This is a genomic window from Halomonas sp. 707B3 (assembly GCF_024158645.1).
GTDB classification, from domain to species: domain Bacteria; phylum Pseudomonadota; class Gammaproteobacteria; order Pseudomonadales; family Halomonadaceae; genus Vreelandella; species Vreelandella lionensis.
This window is the reverse complement of the sequence record NZ_JAMZBE010000040.1, coordinates 1-26,746: the sequence shown is the minus strand read 5'-3', so window position 1 is coordinate 26,746 and position 26,746 is coordinate 1. Positions and strand designations below refer to the sequence as shown.

Sequence of the window (26,746 nt, the reverse complement as noted above, 5' to 3'; positions counted from 1 at the left end):
TGCGTGAAAGTGCGATCCACTGAGGCATAGACCCTCCGCTTTTGAATAAAAAAGCCCCGACAAGGTCAGGGCAAAATACGTTGTCAAACACGGTCTTGCTAGGAGAAAAAACCCCCAGCCGAGGCCAGGGGTTTTAGTGCTTTTACCTATCGAGGATAGGCATCCTTCTCAGAGAGAGGGATTAGGCGATCGCTATGTCAACAGCAGCAAAGTCATCACCGGTAACGGTACCTAGTAATACCAATTCGCCAGAATCTACCGTAGTGTCGGCATCGGCGCTTTGCGTCCAGGCGTAAATTCCAAAGTTGCCAGCTGTGTCGCTCTCAACAGCAAATACTTCAGTTTGTGCGACTTCGCCGGCAGCATCAGTAAAGCTGAACGCACCATTAATGGACGCCGCTACCTTAGCGAGATCAGTCAAATCAGCACTAGTCAACGTACCATTATTGGCATCAGTAACAGTACCAATAGCAGCTGTTTCGATAGCGTACGCTGCTGGAGTAGTTGAATCACCAGCGACTTTCCCCGTATCAGACGCGAGAGCTGTCTTGAGAGCACCGCTGATCTGAATGATGTCAGAAGTACTCTTGAAGCCAGTTACAGTGCTCTTGTTGTCAGCAGCAGTCTGATCAATAACCACCTTGTCGACAGCGACACTGGTCTCAGCCAGACTAATGGTGTCGTTGCCGGCACCACCGGTGATGGTATCGGCACCTTCGCCGCCAGTGATGGTATCGGCACCTTCGCCGCCAGTGATGGTATCGTTGCCGTCACCACCGGTTAGTTCATCAACCCCCAAGCCGCCGATGATGATATCGTTGCCGTCACCACCGCCGATGGTGTCATCGCCATCACCGCCGTCGATGTAGTCAGCTTCTGCACCACCATTCAGAACGTTAGCTTCTGAAGAACCGACGATGTAGTCCTTACCGCCAGTACCAGTTACGTTCTCGATGTTAGACAGAGTCGCTACAGATGCATTATTCGTAGCGAGGGTGTCATTGAATACAGTGGCTGCTGTATTACCAGCTACAGCAGAATCACCAGCGGTGCGCAGGCCTGTTTCGTTCAGTACATCAACAGCTGAAATCGCAGTAGAACCCAGGTTAACAACTGACGCTACACCATTACCTGCTTCGGCAGTTTTAGTCGCAACGAAGGTGTCAGCACCAGCGCCGCCATCAATCGCGTCATCTCCAGCGGTGCCGTTGATGGTGTCCTTATTAGCGGAGCCAGTGATGGTGTCTGCTTTGGCATTACCCTCAAGGGTAATTGATGCAGTCGCACCAGTCGCCAAGGTTACACCGCTTGCATCAATAGTGTTGCCTTGAGTTGCAGACTTACCTACAACTGTCAAACTACCGGTTCCATCCAACTCAAACGCATTGTTGTTGGCAAACATTGCACTATCGAGCTTCAGAGCGACTGCGTTAACGTCAATCTTTTCGAAGCTGCTCATTGCAAAGCTAGTGCGATTGCCTGCTACGAAGTCAGCGGCACCAGTGAACTCCAGAGTGTCAGTACCCGCACCACCCACGACTACAGCGTTGAAGTCGTCAGCAGCTTGGAACAAGTCATCGCCTTCATCGCCAACAGCAACGTAAGCAGTCGCGACTTCAGTGAGAACGATAGTATCGTTGCCTGAACCAGCGGAGAACTGTGAGGTCGCTGCGGCATCGGTAACTGTAACTTTGTCATCACCAGCGCCAGACGAGATATTGTGAATACTGTCATCATTTGCAGTCAAATCATCTTTGCCCGCGCCGGTTACAACAGTTTTAACGTTACCGGCAGAGGTCAGCTTCACATTACCAGTAGCGGCGGAAGCATCCACCGCTGCCGCTGTAATAGCACCCAAGTCATAATCTTCGTCGCCATTCAGAGCCAGAGTCTGCTTAGCTCCGATCACAACAGAAGCCGCTGTCACGTTAGCTTCTTCCGCCGTGATAGTAACGTTGCCTGTTGCAGTTGCTGCGGCATCAGCAGTTAGTGCGCCAAGAGACAGGGTACCCACAGCAGTCGAATCGCCGTTCACATCACCTGCAATTAGGTTCAGGTTGGCAGCGTCGGTAGCATATTCAAAGTTCAGGCCAGTCTGGTTTGCAGAAAATTCAACAGTCTGCGCATCAGAAACTGTAATGTCTGCACCCATATCATTAGCAACGGTAATCTTACCAACGCCTTCGAACTTAGATGCATCCAGTGCACCAGCACCATCGCTGTCGATGGCAACAACGTCTACACCGGACATAGAAACAGCAGTAAAGGTAGCCGCATTGCCGCTAAGCGTTACAGACTGATCGCCCGCTTTTGTAACCGACGTCAGGACGCCACCATCAGCAACATAATAAGTAGCCGCCGCGCCATTACCAGACAAGGTAAGGGTTTCTACATCGTTACCAGCGTTGACTTCGTTGTCCAAATCTACCAGACCCGCAGCAGAAACCGTCGCTACGTCAGTAGTTTTAGTCGTACCGTCAAGATTGATCTTGATGTGATCATCTTTAGTTCCAGTGCCTGCAGTTACAGTCGCACCGGTGTCATCGATACCACTTACATTGATTGTCGCCTTTGCAGCCTGCGCGTCAACGGTAGCACCGCCCTGAGCGTCGCCGACGGTTACGCTAGTAGCTGCCGCAGCATTGATAGTGATTGAACCGGTCAGGTCAGCGTCAGTACTGACAGTTGCGGCTTTAGCAGCGTTGATGACAGTTGCTTTGCCAGTTTCAGCCGCTGCTGTGTTGGTTACGGCATTAACTGCTACAGTGCCAGTAGCATTGGCGGCGTTAATGGTAGAAGCGCCGTCGACGTTGACGGAAGTCGTTGCTTCGTCAGCGTTGACAACCAAGCCAGCTTTGTCATCAGCAGCAGCGTCGATGTCAACAGTAGTCGTGCCAGCACCGACAGTAATGGCAGCAACCTGAGATGCGTCAACGTTATTAACGTCTACCGTCTTGTCGCCGGTTAGCGTTGATCCACCAACCACAACATCACCGCGAGAGATGGTTAGGTTTTTAGCCCCTTTGATAGAAGCAACATCAACGGTTTCTGCATTTAGGCTATTAGCCGTAATATTAATATTTTCGACGCCGGTAACATCAGGGGTTATAGTTGTAGCAAAATCGCCAACCGTTAAGGAGAATACATCATTATCTGCAGAAGACTGATCTATGATTTGGTCGGTATTTGAGTAGGTGTCAGCGTCACCAGTAAACGTGTCGCTGCCTGCTGTACCAATAAGGGTGTCATCAGTAGCTGCAGTGAGACTGAAGGTTTCGCCAACCTTGCCAGAAGCAACAGCGTCGCTGACGTAGTCTGCCGTTACTTCAGTTTCTTCAGTAACAGCGGTCAGCAGTGCTTTCGGGTCTTGCAGCTCTGCGTAGGCAGCATTGGTTCCCACTTGGGCAACCAGCTCTGCTGAGAAAGCCACTTTGTTGTCAACAGTAGCTTTGTCAGAGTTTTGCGCACCGTTCACGATGGCAAAGGTCAGGTCGGTAGCAGAGAATTCGCTAGCTGCCCAGAACGCAACTTCTTCAGCCACGGCTTCGCGATTGAACGCGGACTGATAGATAGCAGCGATAGTTTGTTCGCGGTTCAGATCACCATACAGTGCTTGGTTCTCTTCGTTTTCCGGTGCACCGAACGCTGCGGAAACAGCTGTCCAGTCGCCATTCTGTTCAAGCTGGTCTACCCAGTACTGCAGACCGTCAGGGTCAGCAGGACGCTGGTAGTAAGCGATGTACATTTGGTGTACCAGCTGTTGGAGTGCTGTTAATTCCATTTGTGTTTCCTCTAGAGTTAGTGCGTCACGCTACATGGAAAGCAGCAGACTGCGAAAAGCAAACTACCGCAAATAAGCTTCAGATTCCATACACCGGGCAATCAAAAGATTCGGGGGGGTCACTTTCATGCCCAAAGCATCCCGAAGCTATCCACCTGGCATATATCATCACCGTCTTTCATTACTGTCAAGGCAGCAGTGTGCCCAGAGAACACATTAAAGCAGGGCTGAGGCTTATCCCCTTTTAAGCCTACTTTTTTATGCTGATGGTAATGATAGCGCTGCCTCATAGTGTATTACAGTGAATAGGGGCCATATTAGTCTAATTAGGCCGTTTTGTTCACTCTTTTTTCAACATCCAGGCAATCGTTTCTGCCATAGGAGTAGGCGCCCAGCCGGGCAGCAGGTGCGTTAGCCGGGTATTGTCGCCATAGAGCACTTTTACATCGTTGGCTCTTACAAACGCAGGGTTAACGACAATTTGGGGTGTATGGCCCGTTTGTTCTACGCATAGGTTAAAAATGCTTTGCAGGGTGTGGCTGGTACCGCTGCAAAGGTTAACCACTTGGTTAACTGCATCGTTTTCCAGTAGCCCTTGGTAAGCACTTACTATCGCGCGTACATCACTAAAATCACGTGCTACGTTTATATTACCCAACTCAATGGTGTCGGCTCGCCGCCGAAAGTGTTCTACTATCTTCGGCACTAGGTAGCGCTCTTCCTGACCTACCCCAGTGTAGTTGAAGGGCCGGGTAATCAGCAGGGGAAGTTTGTCGGCCCATAGCCATGCCATGTGCTCCATCGCTACTTTGCTCACCGCGTAGTCGTTGGCGGGGTTTAACATTGCGTGCTCTGAAAGCTGCCCCTCATACTGGTTGCCGTATACGTTGGCGCTGCTGGCAAGAATGACCTTTCGCGGCTGGGTGGCACCTTCGGCCAGCGCTTCAAGCAGGTGGCGTGTGCCTATCACGTTGGTGCGATAGAACGCATCGGCATTGCCGCTACCCACAAAGGCAGAGGCCGCCAGATGCACCACATAGTCGGGCCGTGCCTGGCTAACCACATGGCGCACCTGCTCGGCGTTGGTCAGGTCCATCTCATATAGCTGAGCCACCGCTGGTGCGCCTGCACCGCTGGGCGGTACCCGGGTGGAGGTGCCCAGCACGCAGTAGCCCGCTTGATGAAGCAACGCGGCCAAATAACGCCCGGTGAACCCTTGGCTGCCGGTAATCAGCACACGCTTGGCTGGCTTGGTAGTGTGGGGGGCGTTGGCGGTCATTTAAAATGAAAACCCTTGTTGGTTTCGGCGTAGGTCGGCTTCTACCATCATGCGGCAAAGCTCTTCTAGGCTGGTGGTGGGCTCCCAACCAAGCACGTCGCGGGCATGGGCTGGGTCGCCAATGAGTAGTTCAACTTCTGCTGGGCGGTAGAATTTGGGGTTAACCACTACAACGGCTTTGCCGGTGGCTCGGTCGATGCCTTGTTCGTTCTCTTCGCTGCCTTGCCATTCCAGTTCGATATCCAGGGCTTTGGCGGCCAGGGTGACGAAGTCGCGCACGGTTTCGGTGCGGTTGGTGGCCAGTACGAAGGTGTCGGGCTTGTCGGCTTGTAACATGCGCCACATGCCTTCTACGTAGTCTTTCGCGTAGCCCCAATCGCGCTTGGCATCCATGTTGCCCAGCTCTAGGCGCTCTTGCTTGCCTAGCTTAATTTTCGCTAGGGTGTCGGTAATTTTACGGGTCACGAACTCTTGGCCGCGCAGGGGCGATTCGTGGTTAAACAGAATGCCGCTGGTGGCGAAGATGTCGTAGGATTCGCGGTAGTTGATGGTCATCCAGTGGGCGTAGAGCTTGGCCACACCGTAGGGGCTGCGGGGGTAGAACGGGGTGGTTTCCGTTTGCGGAATCGCTTGCACTTTACCAAACATTTCCGAGGTGGAAGCTTGGTAGAAGCGAATGGCGGGGTTGACGATGCGGATGGCTTCCAGCAGGTTTACCGGGCCTAGGCCGGTGATCTCGGCGGTGGTGATCGGCTGGTCGAAGGAGACGCCCACAAAGCTCTGTGCGGCGAGGTTGTAGACCTCGGTGGCCTGGGTGCTTTGCAGCAAGCGAATGCTGGAGGAGAGATCGGTCAGGTCGTACTCTACCAAATGCAGGTTGGGGTGTTGTTCAATGCCGAGTTCGTTAATCCGCCAGAAGTTGACCGAGCTGGTGCGGCGGTAGGTGCCGTATACCGTGTAGCCTTTCTCTAGCAGCAATTGTGCGAGGTAAGCGCCGTCCTGGCCTGTAATACCGGTAATAATTGCGTTCATAACGTTTCCTAGTGTGTCGTGCTAATAAAGCTTCGTTGCTTATTCGCCTGCAATGTGCGTAGCGATGCTATTGCTTAGTGGTGCCGTTTGGCGTGCCGTGGGTAGGCGTGCTGTTAATTGGGCAGCACTCTCCTGCCAGGTTTGCCAGGGTAGCGCTGCCGATTGGGCATGCTGCCCTGCGCGGTACTCGGCAAGCCAGTTAGCTAGTGCTTGGGCAAGCGCTTCTGGGATTGTCGCCTGGAAGTAGCTGGCGTGCTGCCCGGCCACTTCTCTAAAGACGGGTATATCCCGCGCGATAATGGCTAACCCGTAGCGGGCAGCTTCAATTAAAGGTAGCCCAAAACCTTCATCATAGGAGGCAGCTAGCAGTGCGCTACTGGTTTGGTAGAGCGCAGCCAGGGTGGCATCGCTGCAGGTTTGCCACCAAAACAGCCGCCGCCCTTTTTCGGGGTGCTGGTTGAGCGCTTCACACAGCGCTTCGGTTTGCCAGCCCGGCTTACCTACGATCACAAGGTTGATATCGTGACCATTTTGCCAGAGCTGCTCGCAGGCAGCGAGCGCTTGTTGGTGCCCTTTGCGTGGCTCCAGGGTGCCTACCATGAGTAACGTGGGGGCTGCCTGACGCTCGTCAGGCAGCGGGCTTTTTTCGGGCTGGGCGTCGCTTGGCAGGTTGTCTAATTCGGCCCCCAGGTGGAACCAGCTCACTTGCGGTGGCGTTACTCGTTCTGGGGCGGCAGTAGGCTGCTGCGCTATCCAGGCTTGCAGTTGGTGGGCCACTGCTTGGGAGATACAGATCAGTTGCTGGCTTTCCGCTACGGTGTGCAGCCAGCGGGTGAAACTGTGCTCGCCCCCTTCACTGAAGTATTCGGGGTAGTGAATGCATAGCAGGTCGTACACCACAAACGCGGTATGCACGCCCTGCTCTCTCCAACGGCGGTAGGTCTCGCGCTGGTGGGAGACAACCCCGGGTTGAAGGTCCAGCCCTAAAAAGCAGTCGCCGGGTTGCGGCTGTGCAGGTGTGTTGGGTAGCAGCGTGGCGGGCATCCCCTGTTGTGCCAGTAGGTATTGGGTGGCGTGGAAGTAGCCTGGCTGTTTGGCATCTGCGGCAATTAACCGTAGTTGGTAGCCATTGGGCGCTGTTTCCCGCCACTGCGCGAGTATGTTGCGCACTACCCGCTGAATACCGGTATTCACATCTTGTTTGGCCAGCTCGGAAATATCCACCCATAGCGAGGGCGCGCTAGGTAGCGGTGCTAACAGGTTGACCAGCGTGGCGGTTTGCTCTGCCAGCGTGCCGGGTAACTGTTGGGCGCTGGCCGTGCCGAGGTGCACTCCTTGACAATCTAGCCATTGGGTATGTTCCGCGACGCACTGCTGGTGGGTTTCGCTGAGGCCTAGCGCCAGCCAGACATCGCCTTCGCGGGGGCTGATAGGGTCGTCATCCAGCAGATTGGGATCGCAGTTGAGCGTAGTCAGCGCATACTGGCGGGCATAGCGGTAGCTGCCTTCGGCATTGGCGTAGACGGGCTCTACTCGGTAGTGGCGCGGTGGTTCGCGCAGCCAGTGCGCCAGTAGCGCGGTGGCCAGAGGCTGGCTGCCGGGGGTATTTAGGTGTTCGGTGATATCAATGTGCAGCACGGCTTGCCGGGGCTGTTCGGGAAAGTTGGCATCCAGGCAGGCGGCTAGCTGGCAGGTATCGGCTTCACTGAGCTGGGTAACGGTGGGCAGTTGCCGTTGGAGTGTGTGGGCAATGGCTTCTGCACGGTTTATACGCTGCTGGTAGGCGTCTTCAATGGCCTGTTCGTAGCGCTTGGCGCAGCTGGCGGGGTCGTGCTGGGTGCGCAGGCAGTGGGTGGCGGCTTGGCTTAGTGCTTGGCGCTTTGCAGAGTCGCGGTGCAGGCTTTCCAGTGCGCTGATCAGCTCTGCATCGGTGAAGTCGTCGGCAATTTTCAGCACGGCCTCGTTGGGTAGGTCGGCCATACTGCCGTTGGCGTTGGCAATGGTGGCTAACCCATAGTTCATGCAGTCCAGCACGGCTGCGGAGGTTTCCCCGCGTGAGCGGGTGCGCAGCTGTACGCCGATATCGGCGGCGGCTAAGTAGCGATGGTAATCGGTTTCGTCGTTCCAGCCGGTAATGCGCAGGCGTTCACCGAGCCCTGCCTGACGAATTTTCTGGTGCAGCTCTTGGCCGTAGGTGTCTTGGCCAGTATCGCCTACCAGTAGCAGGTAGCAGTTGGGGTCTTGCGCAAGCGTTGAGGCTAAAAAGGCATCCACTAAGCGGTGGTTGAGCTTTGTGGGGCCAATAAAGCCAAAGCTGGCGACGATGAGGCTCTCTTGCGGGAGCGCCAGCCGTTGGCGAATTGCATCGCGAGTCTCTTGCACTTTTGGGGGTTGGCGCAAGAGGGGGATGGTGGTGAAGCGTTCGGCGGCCGATGGCGATATCCATTGGCTGGCGAGCCGGGTGCTCGCTGGCGAGTGAACAATCACGCCTTCCGCGTGCTGCAATACGCGCAGGTTGCAGGGGTAACGCCATACAATTTCAGCGGCATCCGGGTGGTGGCAGCGCTCAGCCACGGCATGGTAGCCGTGGCTTTCGTAAAGTGCTTGTACCCAGCTGTTGGCCAGGCCGAAAAACCATTCACGGTGGGCAATAATGCCTGATAGGTAGTAGTCGTGAAGTACGACCACGCCTGGGACCTCTTCAAGCAAGTCAAACATATGCTGATGAAAGGATGAGTTGCCGAAGTGGTAGAGCACGCGGTCATATTCGTGGGCGTGGTCGCGTAACCAGGCGGCGTCTCGTTGCGGGCCGTGCTGTTGAACGGCGGGGTCGAGGTCTGCCTGGTCGATAATGAGATCAATATCGTAATAGTCTGCTAACTCGGGCAGCAGTTCGGCGCTGTAGTCGCTGATGCCACTTCTTTCAGGGGGCAATGGCGATACGTAGGCAAGCTTGGGCTTGGCGGGGCTATCCGCTGGGGGTGTTGCGCTATGATCGCTTGGTACATACGCGGCCATGGCGTTGATCGTTGCTTTGGCGGTGGCGTCCCAACTGAAGTGCTTGGCCTGCTCTAGGCCATGCTGTTTTAGCGTCGCGCGGAAGGTGTCGTCGGTGAGTACGCGGGTAATTTTTTCCGCAATGGCCTGTTCACTGTGGGGGTCAAACAGGGCTTCTTCCCACCCGACTACTTCTGGAAGGCTAGTGGTGTTAGAGGCAATAACTGGGGCGCCGCAGGACATGGCTTCCAGGGCGGGTAGGCCAAACCCTTCGTGCCATGAGGGGAAGACAAACACTTCGCAAAGGTTATATAGCTCTAACAGGTCTTGCTCTGGCACGTAGTCTGTTAGCACCAGGGTGTCTTCGCGAAGGCCGTGTCGTTTTGCCAGGGCGTGAAGGCGCTCTTTTTCAGGTGCGTGAACGGCGCACACAATGGCTAGTTGGTGACGTTGGCGTAGGTCTTCTGGAAGTTTGGCAAAGGCGCGTATGAGCCCTTCGACGTTTTTGCGGTGGTCGATGCCTCCGGTGTACATCACGAAGGGCCTAGGGATGCTGTAGTGGGCACGCAGTACTTGTTGGCGCTCGTCACTCACCTCGGTGGGGATAAACAGGTCGTCTATCGCTGAGGATATATTGGTAATCGCGCTGTCGGGCATTCCCAAGTGCTGCAGCCCTTCTTGCCGTGTGGCTTGGGAAATCGAGAGCAGCAGGTCGGCTTGCTTTAGGTGATGTATTTTTTCGTGGTACCAGCGGGCATGGGCTGGGTTGTCCAGGTAGGGTGATGGGTGCAGCAGGGGGATCAGGTCGTAAAGTATAGCGGCCACTGGATAGTCGCTGCGCCATGCTTTAATACTGGTCACGGCGTCGTCCCCTACCCCTTCAAACAGGCTGGTTATCAGCACCATATCGGGATTGAGTGCGCCTAGTACATTTTCATAGAGAGCTTCAGCGGCTTGCCAACGCGCTTGGTTGGCGGTATCGACTTGGTGTACCGGCGTTAGGCTTGTCCATAACTGTATATTGTCGCGCCCTATTTGGGGTGCAAACTCTTCAATCAGGCTGTCACAGCTCTCTTTAAAGCGGCGGTTGAGCAGCAGCACTAATTGGTGTTGACCACGCTGCCGCACCAGGCCACGCACTAGCGCCAGGGTATAACGCCCTATGCCACGCTTGCGGCTCTGGGCTTGGGCACCTTGCATGTCAATGACGATTTTCATGTGCGCGACTCCCTGTTGGCGCGTGGCGGTGTTCGGGTAAGCGTGTGCTGCAGTTGGCGAGCGCGGGCGGTCAGTTTGGCTTGGTGGTATGCCAGCGGCTGCTTGTCGTGGTTACTTTGTACGGCGGCGCGATTTAAGCGCCGGGTGAGGCGTTCAAATAACCAGGGAGCCCGCTTGAGTATCGCCATGGCCGTTTTTTTGAGCCTTGGGCGGCTGGCCACTTGCCATGCTAGCCACTTTAGCCCTTGGTCAGCCCTACGGTTGGTGCTGGCTTTAAACTGTGTGGGGTCGTTTTTTAACAGCCATACGCTGTGTTTCAACTGCTTGAGTGGCTTGGCGGCGATACGTAGGGGATAAGTAATACGCCATGAGCGGCTATTCAGCAGTTGGTGAATGTCTGCCTTCAGGGCTGCGATGGTTTGCGCTTGCTCTGCATTCTCTTGGTCGAGTTGCGCTTTCTCTTGCGCTAAGACGTTGCAGTATTGGTTGCTCGCTTCCAGGCGCAGTGTGGTGTCTTTTAGCTCCTGTGCGACACGCTCGGAGGCTTGTAAACGCAGGTTGGCGTGGTAGAGCTTTTCTTCTGCTTCGGCGGCACGCACTTCGGTGAGGTGTACCTGGTGCTTTACCTCGTTACAAAAGGCGTGGCTGGCTTGCCCACTCAGCGCGAACTCGTCAAAGACATTGGGCGGGTAGGCAAATGCGTCGGCCAACGCTAGGTGCGGCTCAGCAAGATAAAAGCGGTTGATGCCGTCGGTGTAAACGTACTGGTAGCCCTTTTCAATGAGGGCTTTTTCCCAAGCGTTATGGGCATGTTGCTGAGAGCCCGGTGCGTGGCTTTCTATTACAATGACCCAGGGGCGTACTGGCGAGTTTTGCCAGCCTTTTATTACTTCCCCTTCCATGCCTTCAACATCGATTTTAAGCCAGTGGAGTGAGCCGCTGCGGTGCTCTTGTTGCCACTCTTCTAGCAGTTGATCAAGCGTGACCACCTCTACCGTATGAGTGGTGGGCGTGTAGCCTTGGGCAATGTGCTGCTGGGCGATGTGTTGATCGCCCGTTGATAGCCCGGTATCAGCAAACTCGTAAAACGTTAGCTGGCCTGGTGCGCTGCCTACTGCGGCTTGCCGTACGCGTTCGTCAGGGCGGGCTTGTTGTAGCGCTGTGGCATATTGGTGAGTTGGCTCTAGATGTAAGCCGCGCCAGCCGTGCTGGTAAAAGGCAAGGCTGACGGAGTCTTTTACGGGGTCTTGGGCACCAATATCAATATAGCTGCCGTTTTGTATGGAGCCGAGTGCACGCCAGAGCATGACATCTTCAAAATTCTGCGCGTAGGAAACAAAACTCATTGAACTTGGACCCCTATGGTGGGCTGCATCCAGTTGCAGCCAGCAAAGTGGTGCTTGTCGATATTGAGAACGTTAAAGACCAGTGCTAAATCGCGCCATTCGTAGTTATCCACAAGGTGAGTATCGGTGCTAACCAGCGCTGTTTGTACCGAGTAGCTGCCTTGTCCTAAATCGGCACTGAAAGTGCAGCTGAATGTGACGGTCTGCCCTTTCTTAACATTGAAGATGACTTGGTCGGTGAGCTGGGTATTGGTGCCGTACATGACCTGTCCCAAGCGGTCTTTGATGCCGTAACCGAGCACTAACCGTGGTAGGTCTTGGTGGACATCGGCCACCACGTTTAGGGTAACTTTTTCACCCACGTTGATGGTGTCTACCGGCTCTCCGGCCATGTTGTATAGCGCGATATCTTTTACTGTGGCTTCACCAGTGCCTGAGACGGTTTGCACTCGGCCGTTGTCCTGGGCGACTTGCTCCAGGCGGCTGTTGGCTTTTTGCGCCAGCATGGCATTGTAGTAATCCATCACCTCTTCTGGCGTGCCTTCCAGCTCTTTTCTACCTGCGTTGAGCATGATGGCTCGGTCGCAAATGCTTTGGATGGCCTGCTTGTCATGGGAGACGAGTAGTAGCGTTGTGCCCTGCTCACGAAACGCGCGAATGCGATCAAAACTTTTATGCTGAAAGTAGGCATCCCCTACCGAGAGCGCTTCGTCAACAATGAGAATATCTGGGCGATGCGCCGTCGCCACACTAAATGCCAAGCGCATTTGCATGCCGCTTGAGTAAACACGCACGGGTTGGTCAATGTAATCGCCAATTTCAGCAAACTCTTCAATGGCGGGCATTAACCGGTGTAGGTCTTCTACGCTGTAGCCCAGCAGTTGGCCTGCCATGTAGGCATTTTGCCGACCGGTAAAATCTGGGTGGAAGCCGATCCCTAACTCTAGCAAGGCAGCCACGCGGCCCACTAGCTCAACGCTGCCGGTGGTGGGCTTGGTGGTGCCAGTAATCATTTTCAGCAGCGTACTTTTACCGGCTCCATTGATCCCGATAATGCCAACCGCTTCTCCCGGTTCTACGTGAAACGAGATATCTTTAAGCACCCACTTGAGTTCGTGGCGTGTTTGCTTGCCGGGAATAACCCACTCTTTTAAACGGGCGGAGCGATTGGGATAGACTTTGTAGGCTTTGCCCAAGCCGTTAATGCTAATTTTTCCCATTAGAGTTCATCCACCATGTCGCCGCTGTGCTTTTTAAACAAGATCATGCCGCTGATGCAAAATAAAATACCCAGCACACAGATAGGCACCAGCGCTGACCAGTCGGGCATGCGCCCAGAGACTAAGATCGTTTGGTAGGCCGACATCAAGCCCACCATGGGGTTGATTTCCATAAACGCCTGAAATTTTTCGGGCAAAATGGTAATGGGGTAAACAATAGGCGTGAGCCAGAACCAGAATTGCAGCACGACGCTAAACAGCTGACCAACATCTCGGAAAAATACGTTGAGCACGCCCAGGGTCATCCCTAGCCCAACCGAAAACATAATGTGAATGGCAAGTATGATGGGCAGCAGCAAGTAGACCCAGCCAGGGAAGTTGCCCGAAATGATTAAAAATAGAGAGAACAGGCCGAAAATAACGCAGAAGTTGATACAGGCGTTAATGACCACCATGACAGGCAGGCAAATTTTCGGAAAGCTGATCTTTTTGATCATTCCTGCGTTTTCAAGAAACACATTCTGGCAACGGTTGACGATCTCTGAGAACAACGCCCAGGTTAAAATACCAGCACACAGGTAGATGCTGTAGCCGTACACTTCGTCGGCTCCTGGCAACTTGGCCTGCATGATCTGGGAGAAAATGAGTGTATAGACAAAGATCATGGAGAGCGGCTGTATCACTGTCCATGCCACACCTAATATGGAGTTTAGGTATTTGCTCTGAAAATCACGTTTTACGTTACCGAGTATAAAACCTCGGTACGTCCATAACTGTCGAATATATGCTTCCACTTCACCCTCGATTTTTTGCTGAATGTAAAGCGCTGTAGGCTGTCGCGATGCTGTTTTGCATGGCTTGAGTAAATTCACTGTTTGCGAATCGTTGCGCGTTCTGTCGGCAGAGACTGGCCATTCGCTGTTGGCTATCTGGCTGTTGTTGCTGCTCCAACTGTGCAACACCTTGCTTTAGCGCTGTACTACTTTGTGCTTCAACTAACAGGCCTGTTTGCTGGTGCACTATGGTTTCTGCCAAGCCACCTTTGCCATAGCCAATGACGGGCGCCCCAGCTGCTTGCGCCTCAACCGGCAAGATGCCGAAATCTTCTTCTGCCATATAGACAAATGCTTTAGCACGCTCCAGATGATCAATGAGCACACTATCGGGCTGGTAGCCCAGTAGCTTCACGTTAGGGCCTGCTTGAGCATTTAGCTTGGCAAAGTCGGGGCCGTCTCCGATCACTACCAGCTTTTTATCAGGCATTTGGTTAAATGCTTCGATAATTAAATCAATACGTTTATAGGGCACCATTCGCGCTGCGGTTAGATAAAAGTCGCTTCGCTGGCGGTGTGCGTTAAATTTTTCAATATCGACGGGCGGGTAAATTATCTCGGCAGAGCGACGATAAAACAGCTCAACCCGACGCTGAATGTAGGCCGATATGGCAATAAAGTGGTCTACACGCTGGGCGCTTAGGTAATCCCATTGGCGTAAGCGGTGCAGTTGCCAGCGCATTAGCATTCCCACGAGCCCTTTTTCATTGCCTGACTGACGTAAATATTGATGCTGCATGTCCCAGGCGTAGCGCATGGGGCTGTAGCAGTAACAAACGTGCAGAGCGGCTGGGTCAGGAATAATACCTTTGGCAACCGCATGGCTGCTGGAGAGAATGAGATCAAACCCTTTCAAGTCAAACTGCTCTACCGCTAGTGGCATGAGCGGTAGGTAACGCCGGTAGTGTTTACGTGCACCGGGGAGTTTTTGAATAAAACTGGTATGGATGGTACGGCCCGTTAGGCAGGGAATATCCTCCGTCTTCAGGAAGTTGACGGTGGTAAATATCTCTGCATCGGGGTAACAGGCAATCAATTGGGCCAGGGCTTTTTCTGCCCCGGCCCAAGTGGTCAGCCAGTCGTGGACAATGGCGACTTTCATTACCGTTATTGGCTCCTATTCACGGCGGTAGGTGTGCGCAAGCGTTATTCGCGACCGTACTCGTCGTTATAGCGAATGATGTCGTCTTCCCCTAAATAAGAGCCGGTTTGTACTTCGATAAGGTGTAAGGGAATCACACCCGGGTTCTCAAGGCGATGAACTGTACCTAAGGGGATATAGGTTGATTCGTCTTCCGAGAGCAGAAAACTTTTTAGCTTGCTGAGGTCGCCGTGCCCTTCTCCTTGGGTTACTTTCGCCGTGCCCTGCACCACTACCCAGTGCTCTGCGCGGTGGTGGTGCATTTGTAGGGAGAGCTTGGCACCGGGATTAACGACGATCTCTTTGACCTGAAAGCTGTCGGTGAGCACCATGGTGCGGTAGTTACCCCAGGGGCGGTATACACGCTGGTGCGATTGGGACTCTTTGCGTCCGGCAGCTTTTAGGGCATTGACGATCAGTTTGGTGTCTTGAGCTTGGTGTCGGTCGGCTACTAGCACAGCGTCGTCGGTTTCCACAATCACTAGGTTGCTGACGCCAACGGCGGCCACAAGGCGTGATTCGCTGTGGATTAAGCTGTCATGCGTATTATGTAGCATGACATCGCCATGCACGGCGTTGCCATTTTCTGTGTCTTCGTCAGCTTTGAGGGCGTACAGGGCATCCCAGGCACCAATGTCGCTCCAGCCGGGGTCCATAGGTACTACCGCAGCGTCTTTGGTTTGTTCCATTACCGCGTAGTCGATGGATTCACTGCGGCATTGGGTAAATATCTCTTGGTCAACCCGCAAAAAGTCGAGATCTTCGCTGCGAGCTTCAAAGGCGCGCTCACATACTTCTAGAATATCGGGAGCGAACTGACTCAAAGCGGCAAGGTAGTCGCTTGCTTTAAACAGGAATATGCCGCTATTCCATAGGTATTCGCCGCTTTCTAAGTACTGCTTTGCGCGGGCTAGGTCGGGCTTTTCGACAAAGGCTTCCACGGCGTAGCCTTCATCTAGGCTGTTACCACGGCGTATATAGCCATAGCCTGTTTGCGGTGAGCTAGGGGTAATGCCAAACGTGGCTAACTTACCACCAGCAGCTAGTGCGCGCCCTTTTGCGACCGCTTGTGCAAATGCTGTTTCATTTTTTATGACGTGGTCTGCGGGCATTACTAGCAGTTCAGCATCGGCACTAACGCTGCGCGCTGCCAATGCGGCTAGTGCAAGCGCGGGGGCAGTGTTTCGCCCACAGGGCTCTAAAATAATCTGTGTATTTTGCTGGCCTATTTGGTGCATCTGCTCTGCAACCAAAAACCGATGCTCTTCGTTACACACTACGATCGGTGTGCCGGTATCTTCGACATTATTTAGACGCTGCGCTGCTTCCTGTAATAGGCTGCGGTCTTCCTTGTGCAGGTTTAAAAACTGCTTGGGGTAGTGCTCGCGTGACACAGGCCAGAGTCGTGAACCTGAACCACCAGATAGGATAACGGGGAAAATCATACATCCTCCTTGAAAACATATATCTTTTGATAAGCCGTCGCGGGCATTGGTATAGCGAGCTACTTAAGGCTGGGTGTTGATAAATCCGCGGGTTAATGTCATCGCTAAAATTTTCAAATCAAACCCCAACGACCAACGCTCTATGTAGTAAAGGTCGTACTCAACGCGCTTTTGCATCAGCTTTACGTCGTCGGTAATACCGCGCAGGCCGTTCACCTGTGCCCACCCAGTCATGCCGGGTTTCACTCGGTGCCGTTGCATATAGATATCAATGCGGTCCTTGTAGTGGTCGTTGTGGTCCATGGCATGTGGCCTTGGCCCAACTAACGACATGCGGCCTTGTAGGACGTTATAGAGCTGTGGAAGTTCATCTAAGCTGGTGCGCCGCAGAAAGCTACCCAGGCGCGTGATACGCTGATCAGCGTGTGTTGCTTGCTGTGTCGTGCTGCTGTTATGTGGCTTCATGGTTCGGAATTTGTAGATTTTGAAGCATTTACCATCCAAGCCGTGTCGTTCTTGTTTAAACAGCACAGGGCCGCCCATTTGCCATTTTATGGCAATAGCAACCGCTACCATGACAGGCGAAAAGATGATAAACAGCACTAAGCCTAACAGCCGATCTTCCAGTGCTTTGACTATCCTCATCGGCCCATTAAGGGGGGTGTAGTTGAGTTCCAGGGAGTAGAGCCCTGCTACTTGAGCAATACGATGATTCAGTAAGCGAACATCTGGTAGGTCTGGAAAGAAGCGGATGGTAGTAGGAATACCCGCAAACAGGCTCATGAGCTGGCGAACACGATCACCTTCTACCAGGGAGTAGCCTAGCCATATTTCATCGAAAGAGCGCTGAAATATGTTGTGAGTGGCAAAGGCTTCCATCTCTGAAATAAACGCTTCATCGCCGGTGTCGATGTGGTGGCCGACAATTAAATACCCAGCCTGAGGTTGCTCAACGACGCGTTTTTCCAACAGTGCAATATTGTCAGGAACCCCAACCACCAAGACCCGCTTAAGGTTTCTACCTGATGAGCGGACGTGACGAAGATAGCCGTATAGCGCGGTGCGCACCGCGCTTCCAATAAACAGCACCGTTAGCGCCGTTAGCCCCATCCATAGCCGAGAAAAACTAGACGTTGTTTGGGTAGCCACCAAAAGAAGACTAATCAGCCCTATCGCGGCAATCCAGCTTAAACCATAGGTGCCTAACATGGTGTAGAGGCTGCGACCGCGCCATGGTTGGTATAAGCCGATCAGCTCCCCTACTGCGGGAAGCAGCAAGCTGCCAATGACGATGAGAAAAAGATAATCATCGCTTACCGCCGTCACATGAGGCATTAACCATAGCGTGGTAAGCGAAACGAGCATGGCGATAGCTGCATCAAAACAGCGCATGGCACGCCTGAGCCAATCGTTACTTTGGGTACCTTTTGTTACAGCCATGCCGTCATTGTGTCCCTAGATTGCGCCATCAACTACTGTTAATGATGCTAGCAGGTTCATAACGCCTGATAAGTCATCGCTGCTTAGCTCACCTACCGCTGACTGTAGCGCTAGGCTATCCAGGGCATACTCGCCAATGGTGTCTACGTACTGTATGCGTTGGTCAAACAGGCTTGCGCGGGCATCCAGTACGTCTACTAAATCGCGCAGGCCAAGCTGTTCGCCACGTTCGGCAGCTTCCAGAAACAGCTCGCCGGAGGCAATCGCTTGCTTCAGCGCTTCTATACGGCGTACGTGGCCGTTTAATGAGCGTAGCCGCTGGCGCACTTCCTGCACGGCTAAATTACGCTGGTTATCAAACGCTGCTTGGCGGGCATCAATGCGCCGTTCGCCTTGGCGCACGTTGGCGGTGGTGTAACCGCCCCGGTAAATGGGCACGCTCATTTCTACGCTGGCGCGGTAGTCTTCACTTTCCCTTAGCTCGTCGTCACTTTGGCGGTCGGAGTAGCTGAGGTTGAGGTTTAGCTCGGGATAGTAGCCTGCTCGACGGGTGCTGGCATCCGCTTCAGAGATGCGCTGCTCTTGGCGGGCCAGTAGCACGTCTAAATTTTGGCCGGTGCGGGCAATCCACTCATCTTGACTGCCCCACTCGCTTTGCAGGGTCACTTCTGATAGCTCCCCTACTGCTAGGCCACGGAACTCGGGCTGTGTGCCGGTCAGCCGTTCCAGGGTGCTAAGGGCGTTATCCAGCTCGTTCTCTGCCAGTACGGCATCCGATATCGCTTGGTCTAGACGCGACTGGGCTTCCAGCAGGTTGATGCGGTCGCCTACGCCTAAATCAAACGCGCGCTGTGCTTGGCGCACTTGCAGCTCTAGCGACGCTTGTTGTGATTCCAGCAGCCCCAAACGTTGGGAGGCGAGGTAGGCTTGCACGTAGGCTTCGCTTACTTGCAGGGCGAGGTCCCGTTCCACCACCGCAAGCTGCAGCTCTGCCGCATCCACCTGGGCGCTGGCGACATCCATACCGCGCCAGCGCTCTAGGCTGAACAGCGGCTGCTGTAGCTGCAGCTGCCAATACTCTTCTTCTATCTCTCCTGGGCGCTGGGCAGGCTGGTCGAGGCCAAAATCATCAGGTGAGGTTTGAATATTGGTGGAGTCTTGCCATAGGTAGCCGCCGGTGGCGCTGACTTGCGGCAGCAGCTGCGAGCGCGCCATAGGAACTTCTTCCCGCGTGGCGGCTAGCTCATAGCGCTGGCGGGAGAGGTCGGCGTCGTGCTCTAACGCACGGGCAAATAGCTCGGGCAGCGATGGCAATGCTGCGGGCAGTTCGCTGTTTTGCTCTAAGGCGGCTAGCTCTGCCATCGCCTCGTTGCCTGCGGGCGGGTCTTGCTGGGCGTGGGCATAAGGTGCCGCGAGCATGCCGATAGCCAGTGCCAACGGAGTGAGGCGTGTTAGCATCTGTGTCATTAGTCCTCGCGTAGGGCGCGTGCCAGCATATCGGTGATGGGTTTGGCAATGTAGCTGGCGAAGGTGCGTTCACCGGTGCGGATCATCACTTCAGCCGGCATACCCGAGAGCAGTTGCATGTGTTCGTTCATTTGCGTGTAACCCTCTTCGGTCACGCGAACCCGCGCACGGTAGTAGCGCTCGCCGGTGGCTTCATCTTCAAAACTGTCGGCGCTGACATGGATCACTTCGCCGTCAATCACATCGGTCAGCCGCTGGTTGAAGGCGCTAAAGCGGATCTCGGCAAACTGGCCGATGTAGATGTTGTCGATATCGCGGGTGGGAATGCGGGCTTCCACCACAAAGCCATCGTTAGAGGGCACTACCTCCATAATGGTATCGCCACCGCGAATCACCGCGCCTACCGTGTTCACTTGGCGGCCTACCACGGTGCCGGAAACCGGTGCGGTAATCACGGTGCGCTCTACTTGGTCGCTCAGCGAGACAATCTGCTCTTCGGCTTGGGCAATTTGCGCCTGAGCTTCCCGCAACTGTTCGCCCACCTCTTTCTGGAACTCTTGCTGCTGAATCTCTTTCTGCATGCGGTTTTCGCTGATTTGCGAACGCAGCTGGGCGATGTTGGCGCGGAATTCGGCGTTGTCGCCTTCGTACTGCAATACTTGGCGCTCTAGCTCGCGCAGGCGCTGGTTGTCGCCCAGGCCTTCACGGTAGAGCGAGCGGAAGTCTTCTGCTTCCGAGCGCAGCGAGGAGATACGCTGAGTATTCACCGAAATGCGCTGCTCTAGCCCGTCGATTTGTTCCTGCATCTGGATGATCTGCTCATCCAGGGATTCCAGCGTGCTGATCAGCGATTGGCGGCGCGCCGTGAACAGGCTTTGCTGTACGGCAATAATCTGCTGCACGCGGGGGCTGTCGGCGTCTTGAATATCTTCAGGAATGACCATCATCTCTGCGCCTTCTTGCTCGGCTAGCAGGCGGGCTTCCATGGCGCGGTTGATGAGGTATTGCGAGCGGGCAATTTCCAGCTGCGAACGCGCCTGGGTGTCACTTAGCACAATTAGCGGCTCGCCGGCCTCTACTTTGTCGCCATCCTCGACCAGCAGTTCGCGCACAATGCCGCCTTCCAGGTGCTGTACGGTACGCTTGAAGGATTCGATAGAGACACTGCCTGGCGCCACCACGGCAATCGCGAGCGAGGCCGTTATTGACCACAGAACAAAACCGCCCAGAGCAATTAGTAGAATGCTATACCCTAACCTGCGGTAGCCTTTGTCGCTGGTGGGTAGCTTTTCTGAGGCTTCACCATCAATCGTGGCGGGGCCGTTGGGGGTAACGTCTATTTCTTGGTTCGCGGGTAGATTGCGTTGGTCGTTGCTCATGTTACTTCTCCTCGCCTCCGCGACCGCCGGAAATCGCTGAAAGCCGTGCTGAATTCTGCTGGCTAACTTGAGAGCGTGGCTTTTTGGCAAATTGGGCTAGCACTTGGTCGCGGGGGCCAAACATGCTGACCTGGCCTTCTTTCATTACCAATAATTTATCCATACTTTTCAGTACGCTAGTACGGTGGCTAATCACAAATAGCGTGGTGCCTTCCGCTTTTAGCTGGGCAATGGTTTGTGCCAGAGCACGCTCGCCTGCGTCATCCAGGTTGGCGTTGGGTTCGTCCAGTACGATCAGCACCGGGTTGCCGTAAAGCGCACGAGCAAGGCCAATACGCTGGCGCTGGCCGCCGGATAGTGCGCCGCTGGTGGAGGAAATGATGGTATCGTAGCCGTTCGGCAGCTCCAGAATCATTTCATGGACGCCCGCTTTCTTGGCGGCATCGACCACTTTCTGTGGGTCTATCTCGCCAAAGCGGGCGATGTTTTCGCTAATCGTGCCGTCGAACAGCTCGATATCCTGGGGCAGGTAGCCAATATAGGGGCCAATTTCATCGCGGTTGTACTGGGTAATAACACCGCCATCTAAGCGTACATCGCCCACTTGCGAGGGCCAGATACCTAACAGCACCCGCGCCAGAGTCGATTTACCAGCCGCACTTGGGCCGATAATGCCGACGTGTTCACCTTTAGGTACGGAGAAGTTAATACCGCGAATGGTCGCCATGCGGGCACCGGGGGGGGCTGCGGCTACGCCTTCCAGGGCTACTTCACCTTTAGGCGCGGGTAGCGACATTTTGCGCTGCTCGCTGGGGATTTGGGTGAGCAGTTCGTTTAGGCGCTCGTAGGAGCCACGGGCGCCAACAAAGCCTTTCCAGCCGCCGATCATTTGGTCGATAGGTGCTAATGCCCGCCCCATCAGAATCGAGCCTGCAATCATCATACCGGGGGTCATTTCACCCCTTAATACCAGCAACGCCCCTAAGCCTAGAATGAGCGATTGAAACAGCAGGCGGAGTATTTTGGAGGTGTTAGTTAGCGCACCGGCACGGTCGCTGGCTTGGGACTGCTTGGATAGAAACTCGTGATGCTTTTTCGACCAGCGCCCCATAATGCCGGGCAACATGCCCATGGCGTGCAGCACTTCGGCGTTGCGCAGGTTTGAGTTAGCTAGGTTCTGAGCTTGAATATGCTCGCTGTTGGCGTCTGCGAGGAGCTTTTTGGTGGCCTTTTCGTTGGCAATGGCCAGCGCTAGCAAGATGACCCCCGCGCAGGTGGCAAACACGCCCAGCCAGGGGTGGAACAGAAACAGTACGCCCAGGTAAACCGGCACCCAGGGGGCATCAAAAAAGGCAAACAGGCCGTTGCCGGTCAGAAACTGGCGCAGGCTGGTTAGATCGTTCAGCGGTTGGGCACTTTGGCTGCCTTGTGCCACCAAACTGCGGCGGAACATGGCACTGTAAAGGCGCTCGTTAATGGCGGTATCTAGCCGGTTGCCCACCCGCACCAGCATCCGCGAGCGTACCAACTCCAGCCCGCCCATAATCATAAACAGGAACACCACTACCAGAGTGAGCATGAGCAGGGTGTCGAAACTTTGGGTAGTGAGTACGCGGTCGTACACTTGGAGCATGTACATCGGCGGCACTAACATCAGTAAGTTGACAAACATACTGAAAAAACCGACCGATACAAACGAACCTTTGCAGGCTTTTAGCGCGCGCTGCAGATCCGTTGCTTCCTGTTGCTTTGCCATGAAGGGGTCACCGTTGAATCGAAAAGGCGTCAAGTGCAGATAAAACTAATCGCGGCAGCATAACAGAAACGCCCCTACCAAGGGTAGGGACGTTGGCGAGGAGAGCCATCAGACTGAAAAAAAACAGCTCTTTAAGGAAGGCAGAATCAACCTAGCAGTAGCATACTTTCTTCTGATTCTGTGAAACCAATCATCACTGCTCCTCTTTCTGCACCACCGTCTAGCTCATTGAGCCAGTACTCTTTTCCTGCTGCGTCAGAGGCTCTTTCGAGAACGTTAGCGTACATTAGTTCAACAAATTCGCTGTTATCTAGATTGCCATGCTGGCTATTAAATTCACTTGAGTTAATAAAGCTATTGGCAATATCACCCAGACTTTCTGAGGCATTCTTCTCAACCCAGTAGGCTAGCCCTTGGCTATCAGCTTCTCGGTCAAATGACGCGTCGTACAAGCGTAGCAGCGGATCAACTGGCTCATCGAAGATCAGCTCACTGCGCTCATTAAGGTTTTGAATACGCAGGTCTTCGCTGGCGGGTGTTTCTTCTTCACTAAACGGTGTTTCGCTGAACATAGCGGCCATATACTCTGCAAAAGCATCTTGCTCTGTACCTTTATCAGCAAACGTGAACTGGCCATCGTCGGTAAATGCATCCATCAGATCTAGACGGCTTTGATAGGTACCCTCTCCTAGTGGGTAGCCATCGCCACCGTCTGCCAGGAAGCCTAACGTAACGACTTTAATAGTATCTTCGGCATTACCAACCAAACTGCCATTAGCAACAAGCACATCATTCACAGTGCCATCGTTATTGAGGATAACGGCACTCTGAATACGTTCGCCAGCGGGCTGGCTCCAGTCGTAGCTATATTGAATGCCGCCTACTTGAGCAAACTGCCCCGCTGTTACGCTCGGCGCTGAAGCAGCCACCGCGTGCTCAAGCACATCCAGCAGCGTGCTACGCGTGATATTGATAACGACCCCTTCCCTTTTTAGCTCAAGTACTTTTTGGTTCAAGCATTGCTGCTATTCCTTGAGCTTACCTATGCAACAGTGACGAAAGCGTGACGCTTTCACGACAACTCATTGTCATTGCATAGCGCCGACGGGTAAGGGTGTTAAACTTATTGTTTATGCTTTCGATAATGGCGACTGATCCATATTGCACAGGGAGATTCATGTTGAGTTTATCTCGCTCTACTTCCGAGATTATTAATCAAAGTGGCATTGCCTTTGGCACTAGCGGCGCACGTGGCTTGGTGGAGCAGTTCACCGACGAAGTATGCGCGGCCTTTACCGTGGCCTTCATTTCCGCTATGAAGCGTTCATTTACATTTGAGCGCATTGCCTTGGGGTTGGACCGCCGCCCGAGCAGCCCTGGCATGGCTGCCGCTTGCACCAGCGCCGCCAAGGCGATGGGATTGGCAGTGGATGATTATGGCGTGCTGCCTACGCCCGCCCTGGCGCTGAAGGCCATGGCCGATGGCGTTCCGTGCATTATGATTACCGGCAGCCACATTCCCTTCGACCGTAACGGGATTAAGTTTTACCGCCCAGATGGTGAGATTAGCAAAGAGGATGAAGCGGCTATTTTACAGGCCGATGCTGCTATGCCTTCACTCGCTGCCGTTGAGCGCAATGAGGTATCGGATGCCGCTAACCAAGCCTATGCGGAGCGCTTTGCCACTTGGTTCCCTGGTGAGCCGCTAACAGGCTGGCGGGTTGGCCTTTACCAGCATTCCGCAGCGGGCCGTGACCTAAACGCGCATATTTTGGAAACGCTGGGGGCGGAAGTGGTAACGCTAGGCCGCAGCGATGCCTTTGTACCGGTTGATACTGAAGCGGTTAGCGAAGAGGACCAAGCCAAAGGGCATGCTTGGGCAAAACAGCATCATTTACACGCCCTGCTTTCTACCGATGGCGATGGCGACAGGCCGTTAGTGGGCGATGAAACGGGCACTTGGCAGCGTGGCGATATCGTGGGGCTGCTATGCGCTCGCGCATTGAATATTGAGGCACTGGCAGTGCCGGTGAGTTGTAATACTGTCATTGAGCAGTGCGGTGCTTTTAAGAAAGTCGCGCGCACACGCATTGGCTCCCCTTATGTATTGGCGGGCATGGCAGCGCTTTCAGCAGACTTTAACCGCGTGGCGGGGTTTGAGGCGAACGGCGGCTTTTTACTGGGCAGTACGCTGGAGGAGGATAAACGCCAGCTCGCAGCATTACCCACCCGCGACGCTCTGCTGCCTGCACTCACGCTAATGGTAATGGCAGCTGAAAAAGCGGTTCCGCTCTCTCAGCTATTCGCTGAATTGCCTGCCCGTTATACGGCGAGTGATCGCTTAAAGGAGTTCCCCACCGAGAAAAGCCGTGAGCTTTTGGCGGAGTGGGAAACCTCCCCAGCTACCTTAGTGCAAGTACTAGGGTTGGAGGCGTCGGTGGCCCATATTGATACCACCGATGGCCTTCGCACCACGCTGGATAATGGGGATATCGTTCACCTTCGCCCTTCGGGTAATGCCCCTGAGCTGCGCTGCTACTGTGAATCTGATGAACAGGCCAAGGCCTCTTCATTGGTACAAAAGTGTTTGCGGGCGCTAGCTACCCTCCCGCTTTAAGTCAGCCAACAAGAAACGGGCACCCTGTTTGAGGGTGCCCGTTTCTTGGGCTTTCCGTAGCCTAGGAGAGACTGTGAGAGAGCCTTAACACGAACTTACTGACAATCAGCTTATTTGTAAACCGGGAAGCGGCCACAAACTTCAGCGACTTTATCAAGCACTTGGGCTTCGACGCTGCTGGTGTCTTCGCCTTTGGCCAGTACATCGAGGATATCGCAAATCCAGCCTGCCAGCTGCGTACACTCCTCTTCACCGAAACCGCGCGTGGTGACTGCCGGGGTGCCGATACGCAGGCCAGAGGTGACGAACGGGCTTTGCGGGTCGTTCGGTACGGCATTTTTATTGACGGTGATGTGGGCGCGGCCAAGGGCGGCATCCGCATCTTTACCAGTCACGCCCTGCTTGATCAGTGATAGCAAGAACAGGTGGTCTTCAGTGCCGCCGGAGACGATGTCGTAACCGCGATCCATGAATACCTTAGCCATGGCTTGAGCGTTCTTAACCACCTGTTGCTGGTAGGTTTTGAACTCGGGTTCCATGGCTTCTTTGAAGCAAATCGCTTTGGCGGCAATCACGTGCATCAGCGGGCCGCCCTGGCCACCGGGGAAGACTGCCGACTGCAGCTTTTTCTCGATATCCGGGTTGTTCTCGGCCGAGAGAATCACGCCGCTACGCGGGCCACGCAGGGTTTTGTGGGTTGTGGAGGTCACCACATGGGCGTGGGGCAGCGGGCTGGGGTAAACGCCAGCAGCGACCAAGCCAGAAACGTGCGCCATATCCACCAGCAAGTAAGCACCTACTTCGTCGGCGATTTCGCGGAATTTTGCCCAGTCCACGATTTGTGAGTAGGCAGAGAAACCGGCGATGATCATTTTCGGCTTGTGTTCACGGGCCAGTTCAGCTACTTGGTTGTAATCGATCAGGCCTTGCTCGTTCAGGCCGTACTGAATGGCGTTGTAGTGCTTGCCGGAGAAGTTGGGCTTGGCACCGTGAGTCAGGTGGCCGCCCGCGTCTAGGCTCATACCGAGGATGGTGTCGCCCGGTGTGACCAGCGCTTGGAAAACAGCGCTGTTGGCTTGAGAGCCAGAGTGCGGCTGCACGTTGACATAGGTCGCGCCGAACAGCTGCTTGGCGTAGTCGATGGCCAAGTTTTCAGCGATATCGACAAATTCACAGCCGCCGTAGTAGCGCTTGCCTGGGTAGCCTTCGGCGTATTTGTTGGTCAGCTGGCTGCCTTGCGCTTCTAGTACGCGGGGGCTGGCGTAGTTTTCAGAAGCAATCAGTTCGATGTGGGCTTCTTGGCGTGCCACTTCTTTTTGCATGGCATCAAACAGCGCATCATCGAATCCGGCAATTGTCATGTCGCGGCTGAACATCGGCGGGAACCTCGTTAGAAAGGATCATCATGGAGAAGCGAGGCGGCTATCATACCGCAGCCTGACGCGACTTTCATCGCATCCGCGTCAGGTGGTGCATGAGCATGTTTCATGTTGTGAGCCGGGTAAAGTTCTGACCAAATGGACAACCATGCGTGCCCGTCGCCCAACAAATTGGCCTCCCACAGGGGGGCACATTACTTGATCGATAAGGCCAGCTGTAGGAGGGAGCTTTAGCTCGCGATGATGAAGGCACTGGTGCCTCGGCAGGCTAAGGGCGGCTGGCGCCGCCGTCGCCCAATAAATTGGCCTCCCACGGTGGGGGCACATTACTTGGAATCGATCAGGCTTGTTGTAGGAGGGAGCTTTAGCTCGCGATGATGAGGGCACCGGTGCCTCGGCAGGCTAAGGGCGGCTGG

Annotated in this window: 16 protein-coding genes; 1 reads left to right on the top strand and 15 read right to left on the bottom strand. The window is 54.4% G+C overall.

Going from position 1 to position 26,746, the window contains the following annotated elements; translation table 11 throughout:
- Positions 1 to 181: 181 nt before the first annotated feature.
- The 14 genes from BIS10_RS07530 to BIS10_RS07465 form a co-directional block, all read right to left on the bottom strand.
- The gene (locus BIS10_RS07530) at positions 182 to 3,781 is read right to left on the bottom strand and encodes a hypothetical protein (RefSeq protein WP_253504033.1); all 3,600 of its coding nucleotides are present in this window, start codon (positions 3,779 to 3,781) and stop codon (positions 182 to 184) included.
- 340 nt (positions 3,782 to 4,121) lie between these two features.
- On the bottom strand, positions 4,122 to 5,060 hold the full coding sequence (locus BIS10_RS07525) for a GDP-mannose 4,6-dehydratase (RefSeq protein ID WP_253504031.1): 939 nt from the start codon (positions 5,058 to 5,060) through the stop codon (positions 4,122 to 4,124).
- Positions 5,061 to 6,092, bottom strand: a complete 1,032-nt coding sequence (gene gmd / locus BIS10_RS07520; RefSeq protein WP_253504026.1) for a GDP-mannose 4,6-dehydratase — start codon at positions 6,090 to 6,092, stop codon at positions 5,061 to 5,063. It abuts the gene before it with no gap.
- 39 nt (positions 6,093 to 6,131) lie between these two features.
- Positions 6,132 to 10,307 (bottom strand): glycosyltransferase, encoded by a 4,176-nt coding sequence (locus tag BIS10_RS07515; RefSeq protein ID WP_253504023.1) that lies wholly within the window; start codon positions 10,305 to 10,307, stop codon positions 6,132 to 6,134.
- Positions 10,304 to 11,653, bottom strand: a complete 1,350-nt coding sequence (locus tag BIS10_RS07510) for an FkbM family methyltransferase (RefSeq protein WP_253504020.1) — start codon at positions 11,651 to 11,653, stop codon at positions 10,304 to 10,306. Before BIS10_RS07510 ends, BIS10_RS07515 begins: the two co-directional genes overlap by 4 nt.
- Positions 11,650 to 12,873 carry an ABC transporter ATP-binding protein gene (locus tag BIS10_RS07505; RefSeq protein WP_253504017.1) on the bottom strand — a complete coding sequence of 408 codons (1,224 nt, stop codon included), beginning with the start codon at positions 12,871 to 12,873 and terminating at the stop codon, positions 11,650 to 11,652. The genes BIS10_RS07510 and BIS10_RS07505 overlap by 4 nt, the downstream gene beginning before the upstream one ends.
- On the bottom strand, positions 12,873 to 13,667 hold the full coding sequence (locus tag BIS10_RS07500; RefSeq protein WP_253504013.1) for an ABC transporter permease: 795 nt from the start codon (positions 13,665 to 13,667) through the stop codon (positions 12,873 to 12,875). Before BIS10_RS07500 ends, BIS10_RS07505 begins: the two co-directional genes overlap by 1 nt.
- A 1-nt stretch (position 13,668) precedes the next feature.
- Complete coding sequence (locus BIS10_RS07495) at positions 13,669 to 14,808, bottom strand: glycosyltransferase (protein ID WP_253504010.1); 1,140 nt, start codon at positions 14,806 to 14,808, stop codon at positions 13,669 to 13,671.
- 44 nt (positions 14,809 to 14,852) lie between these two features.
- A complete protein-coding gene (locus tag BIS10_RS07490) occupies positions 14,853 to 16,292 on the bottom strand; it encodes a mannose-1-phosphate guanylyltransferase/mannose-6-phosphate isomerase (RefSeq protein ID WP_253504006.1) in 1,440 nt (479 codons plus the stop codon).
- A gap of 63 nt (positions 16,293 to 16,355) precedes the next feature.
- Positions 16,356 to 17,684, bottom strand: coding sequence for an undecaprenyl-phosphate glucose phosphotransferase (locus tag BIS10_RS07485; RefSeq protein WP_253504003.1), 1,329 nt, complete (start codon positions 17,682 to 17,684; stop codon positions 16,356 to 16,358).
- A 63-nt stretch (positions 17,685 to 17,747) separates the two neighbouring features.
- Complete coding sequence (locus BIS10_RS07480) at positions 17,748 to 19,199, bottom strand: TolC family outer membrane protein (protein ID WP_253504000.1); 1,452 nt, start codon at positions 19,197 to 19,199, stop codon at positions 17,748 to 17,750.
- Positions 19,199 to 20,578 (bottom strand): HlyD family type I secretion periplasmic adaptor subunit, encoded by a 1,380-nt coding sequence (locus BIS10_RS07475; RefSeq protein ID WP_253503997.1) that lies wholly within the window; start codon positions 20,576 to 20,578, stop codon positions 19,199 to 19,201. Before BIS10_RS07475 ends, BIS10_RS07480 begins: the two co-directional genes overlap by 1 nt.
- 1 nt (position 20,579) lies before the next feature.
- Positions 20,580 to 22,334 carry a type I secretion system permease/ATPase gene (locus tag BIS10_RS07470; protein ID WP_253503994.1) on the bottom strand — a complete coding sequence of 585 codons (1,755 nt, stop codon included), beginning with the start codon at positions 22,332 to 22,334 and terminating at the stop codon, positions 20,580 to 20,582.
- Positions 22,335 to 22,480: 146 nt separating this feature from the next.
- Positions 22,481 to 23,350, bottom strand: a complete 870-nt coding sequence (locus BIS10_RS07465; RefSeq protein ID WP_172514708.1) for a DUF4214 domain-containing protein — start codon at positions 23,348 to 23,350, stop codon at positions 22,481 to 22,483.
- A 161-nt stretch (positions 23,351 to 23,511) separates the two neighbouring features.
- Between BIS10_RS07465 and BIS10_RS07460 the strand changes: the two genes are divergently transcribed.
- On the top strand, positions 23,512 to 24,951 hold the full coding sequence (locus BIS10_RS07460) for a phosphomannomutase (RefSeq protein WP_253503992.1): 1,440 nt from the start codon (positions 23,512 to 23,514) through the stop codon (positions 24,949 to 24,951).
- A gap of 110 nt (positions 24,952 to 25,061) precedes the next feature.
- Here the strand turns inward: BIS10_RS07460 and glyA are convergent, their stop codons facing one another.
- Positions 25,062 to 26,327, bottom strand: coding sequence for a serine hydroxymethyltransferase (glyA, locus tag BIS10_RS07455; RefSeq protein WP_253503989.1), 1,266 nt, complete (start codon positions 26,325 to 26,327; stop codon positions 25,062 to 25,064).
- Between the last annotated feature and the right edge of the window lie 419 nt (positions 26,328 to 26,746).

Bases quoted from the DNA above. Each gene is read 5' to 3' on its own strand.
- BIS10_RS07530 (WP_253504033.1), bottom strand. From the start codon at position 3,781: ATGGAATTAACAGCACTCCAACAGCTGGTACACCAAATGTACATCGCT.
- BIS10_RS07525 (WP_253504031.1), bottom strand. From the start codon at position 5,060: ATGACCGCCAACGCCCCCCACACTACCAAGCCAGCCAAGCGTGTGCTG.
- gmd (WP_253504026.1), bottom strand. From the start codon at position 6,092: ATGAACGCAATTATTACCGGTATTACAGGCCAGGACGGCGCTTACCTC.
- BIS10_RS07515 (WP_253504023.1), bottom strand. From the start codon at position 10,307: ATGAAAATCGTCATTGACATGCAAGGTGCCCAAGCCCAGAGCCGCAAG.
- BIS10_RS07510 (WP_253504020.1), bottom strand. From the start codon at position 11,653: ATGAGTTTTGTTTCCTACGCGCAGAATTTTGAAGATGTCATGCTCTGG.
- BIS10_RS07505 (WP_253504017.1), bottom strand. From the start codon at position 12,873: ATGGGAAAAATTAGCATTAACGGCTTGGGCAAAGCCTACAAAGTCTAT.
- BIS10_RS07495 (WP_253504010.1), bottom strand. From the start codon at position 14,808: ATGAAAGTCGCCATTGTCCACGACTGGCTGACCACTTGGGCCGGGGCA.
- BIS10_RS07490 (WP_253504006.1), bottom strand. From the start codon at position 16,292: ATGATTTTCCCCGTTATCCTATCTGGTGGTTCAGGTTCACGACTCTGG.
- BIS10_RS07485 (WP_253504003.1), bottom strand. From the start codon at position 17,684: ATGCGCTGTTTTGATGCAGCTATCGCCATGCTCGTTTCGCTTACCACG.
- BIS10_RS07480 (WP_253504000.1), bottom strand. From the start codon at position 19,199: ATGACACAGATGCTAACACGCCTCACTCCGTTGGCACTGGCTATCGGC.
- BIS10_RS07475 (WP_253503997.1), bottom strand. From the start codon at position 20,578: ATGAGCAACGACCAACGCAATCTACCCGCGAACCAAGAAATAGACGTT.
- BIS10_RS07470 (WP_253503994.1), bottom strand. From the start codon at position 22,334: ATGGCAAAGCAACAGGAAGCAACGGATCTGCAGCGCGCGCTAAAAGCC.
- BIS10_RS07460 (WP_253503992.1), top strand. From the start codon at position 23,512: ATGTTGAGTTTATCTCGCTCTACTTCCGAGATTATTAATCAAAGTGGC.
- glyA (WP_253503989.1), bottom strand. From the start codon at position 26,327: ATGTTCAGCCGCGACATGACAATTGCCGGATTCGATGATGCGCTGTTT.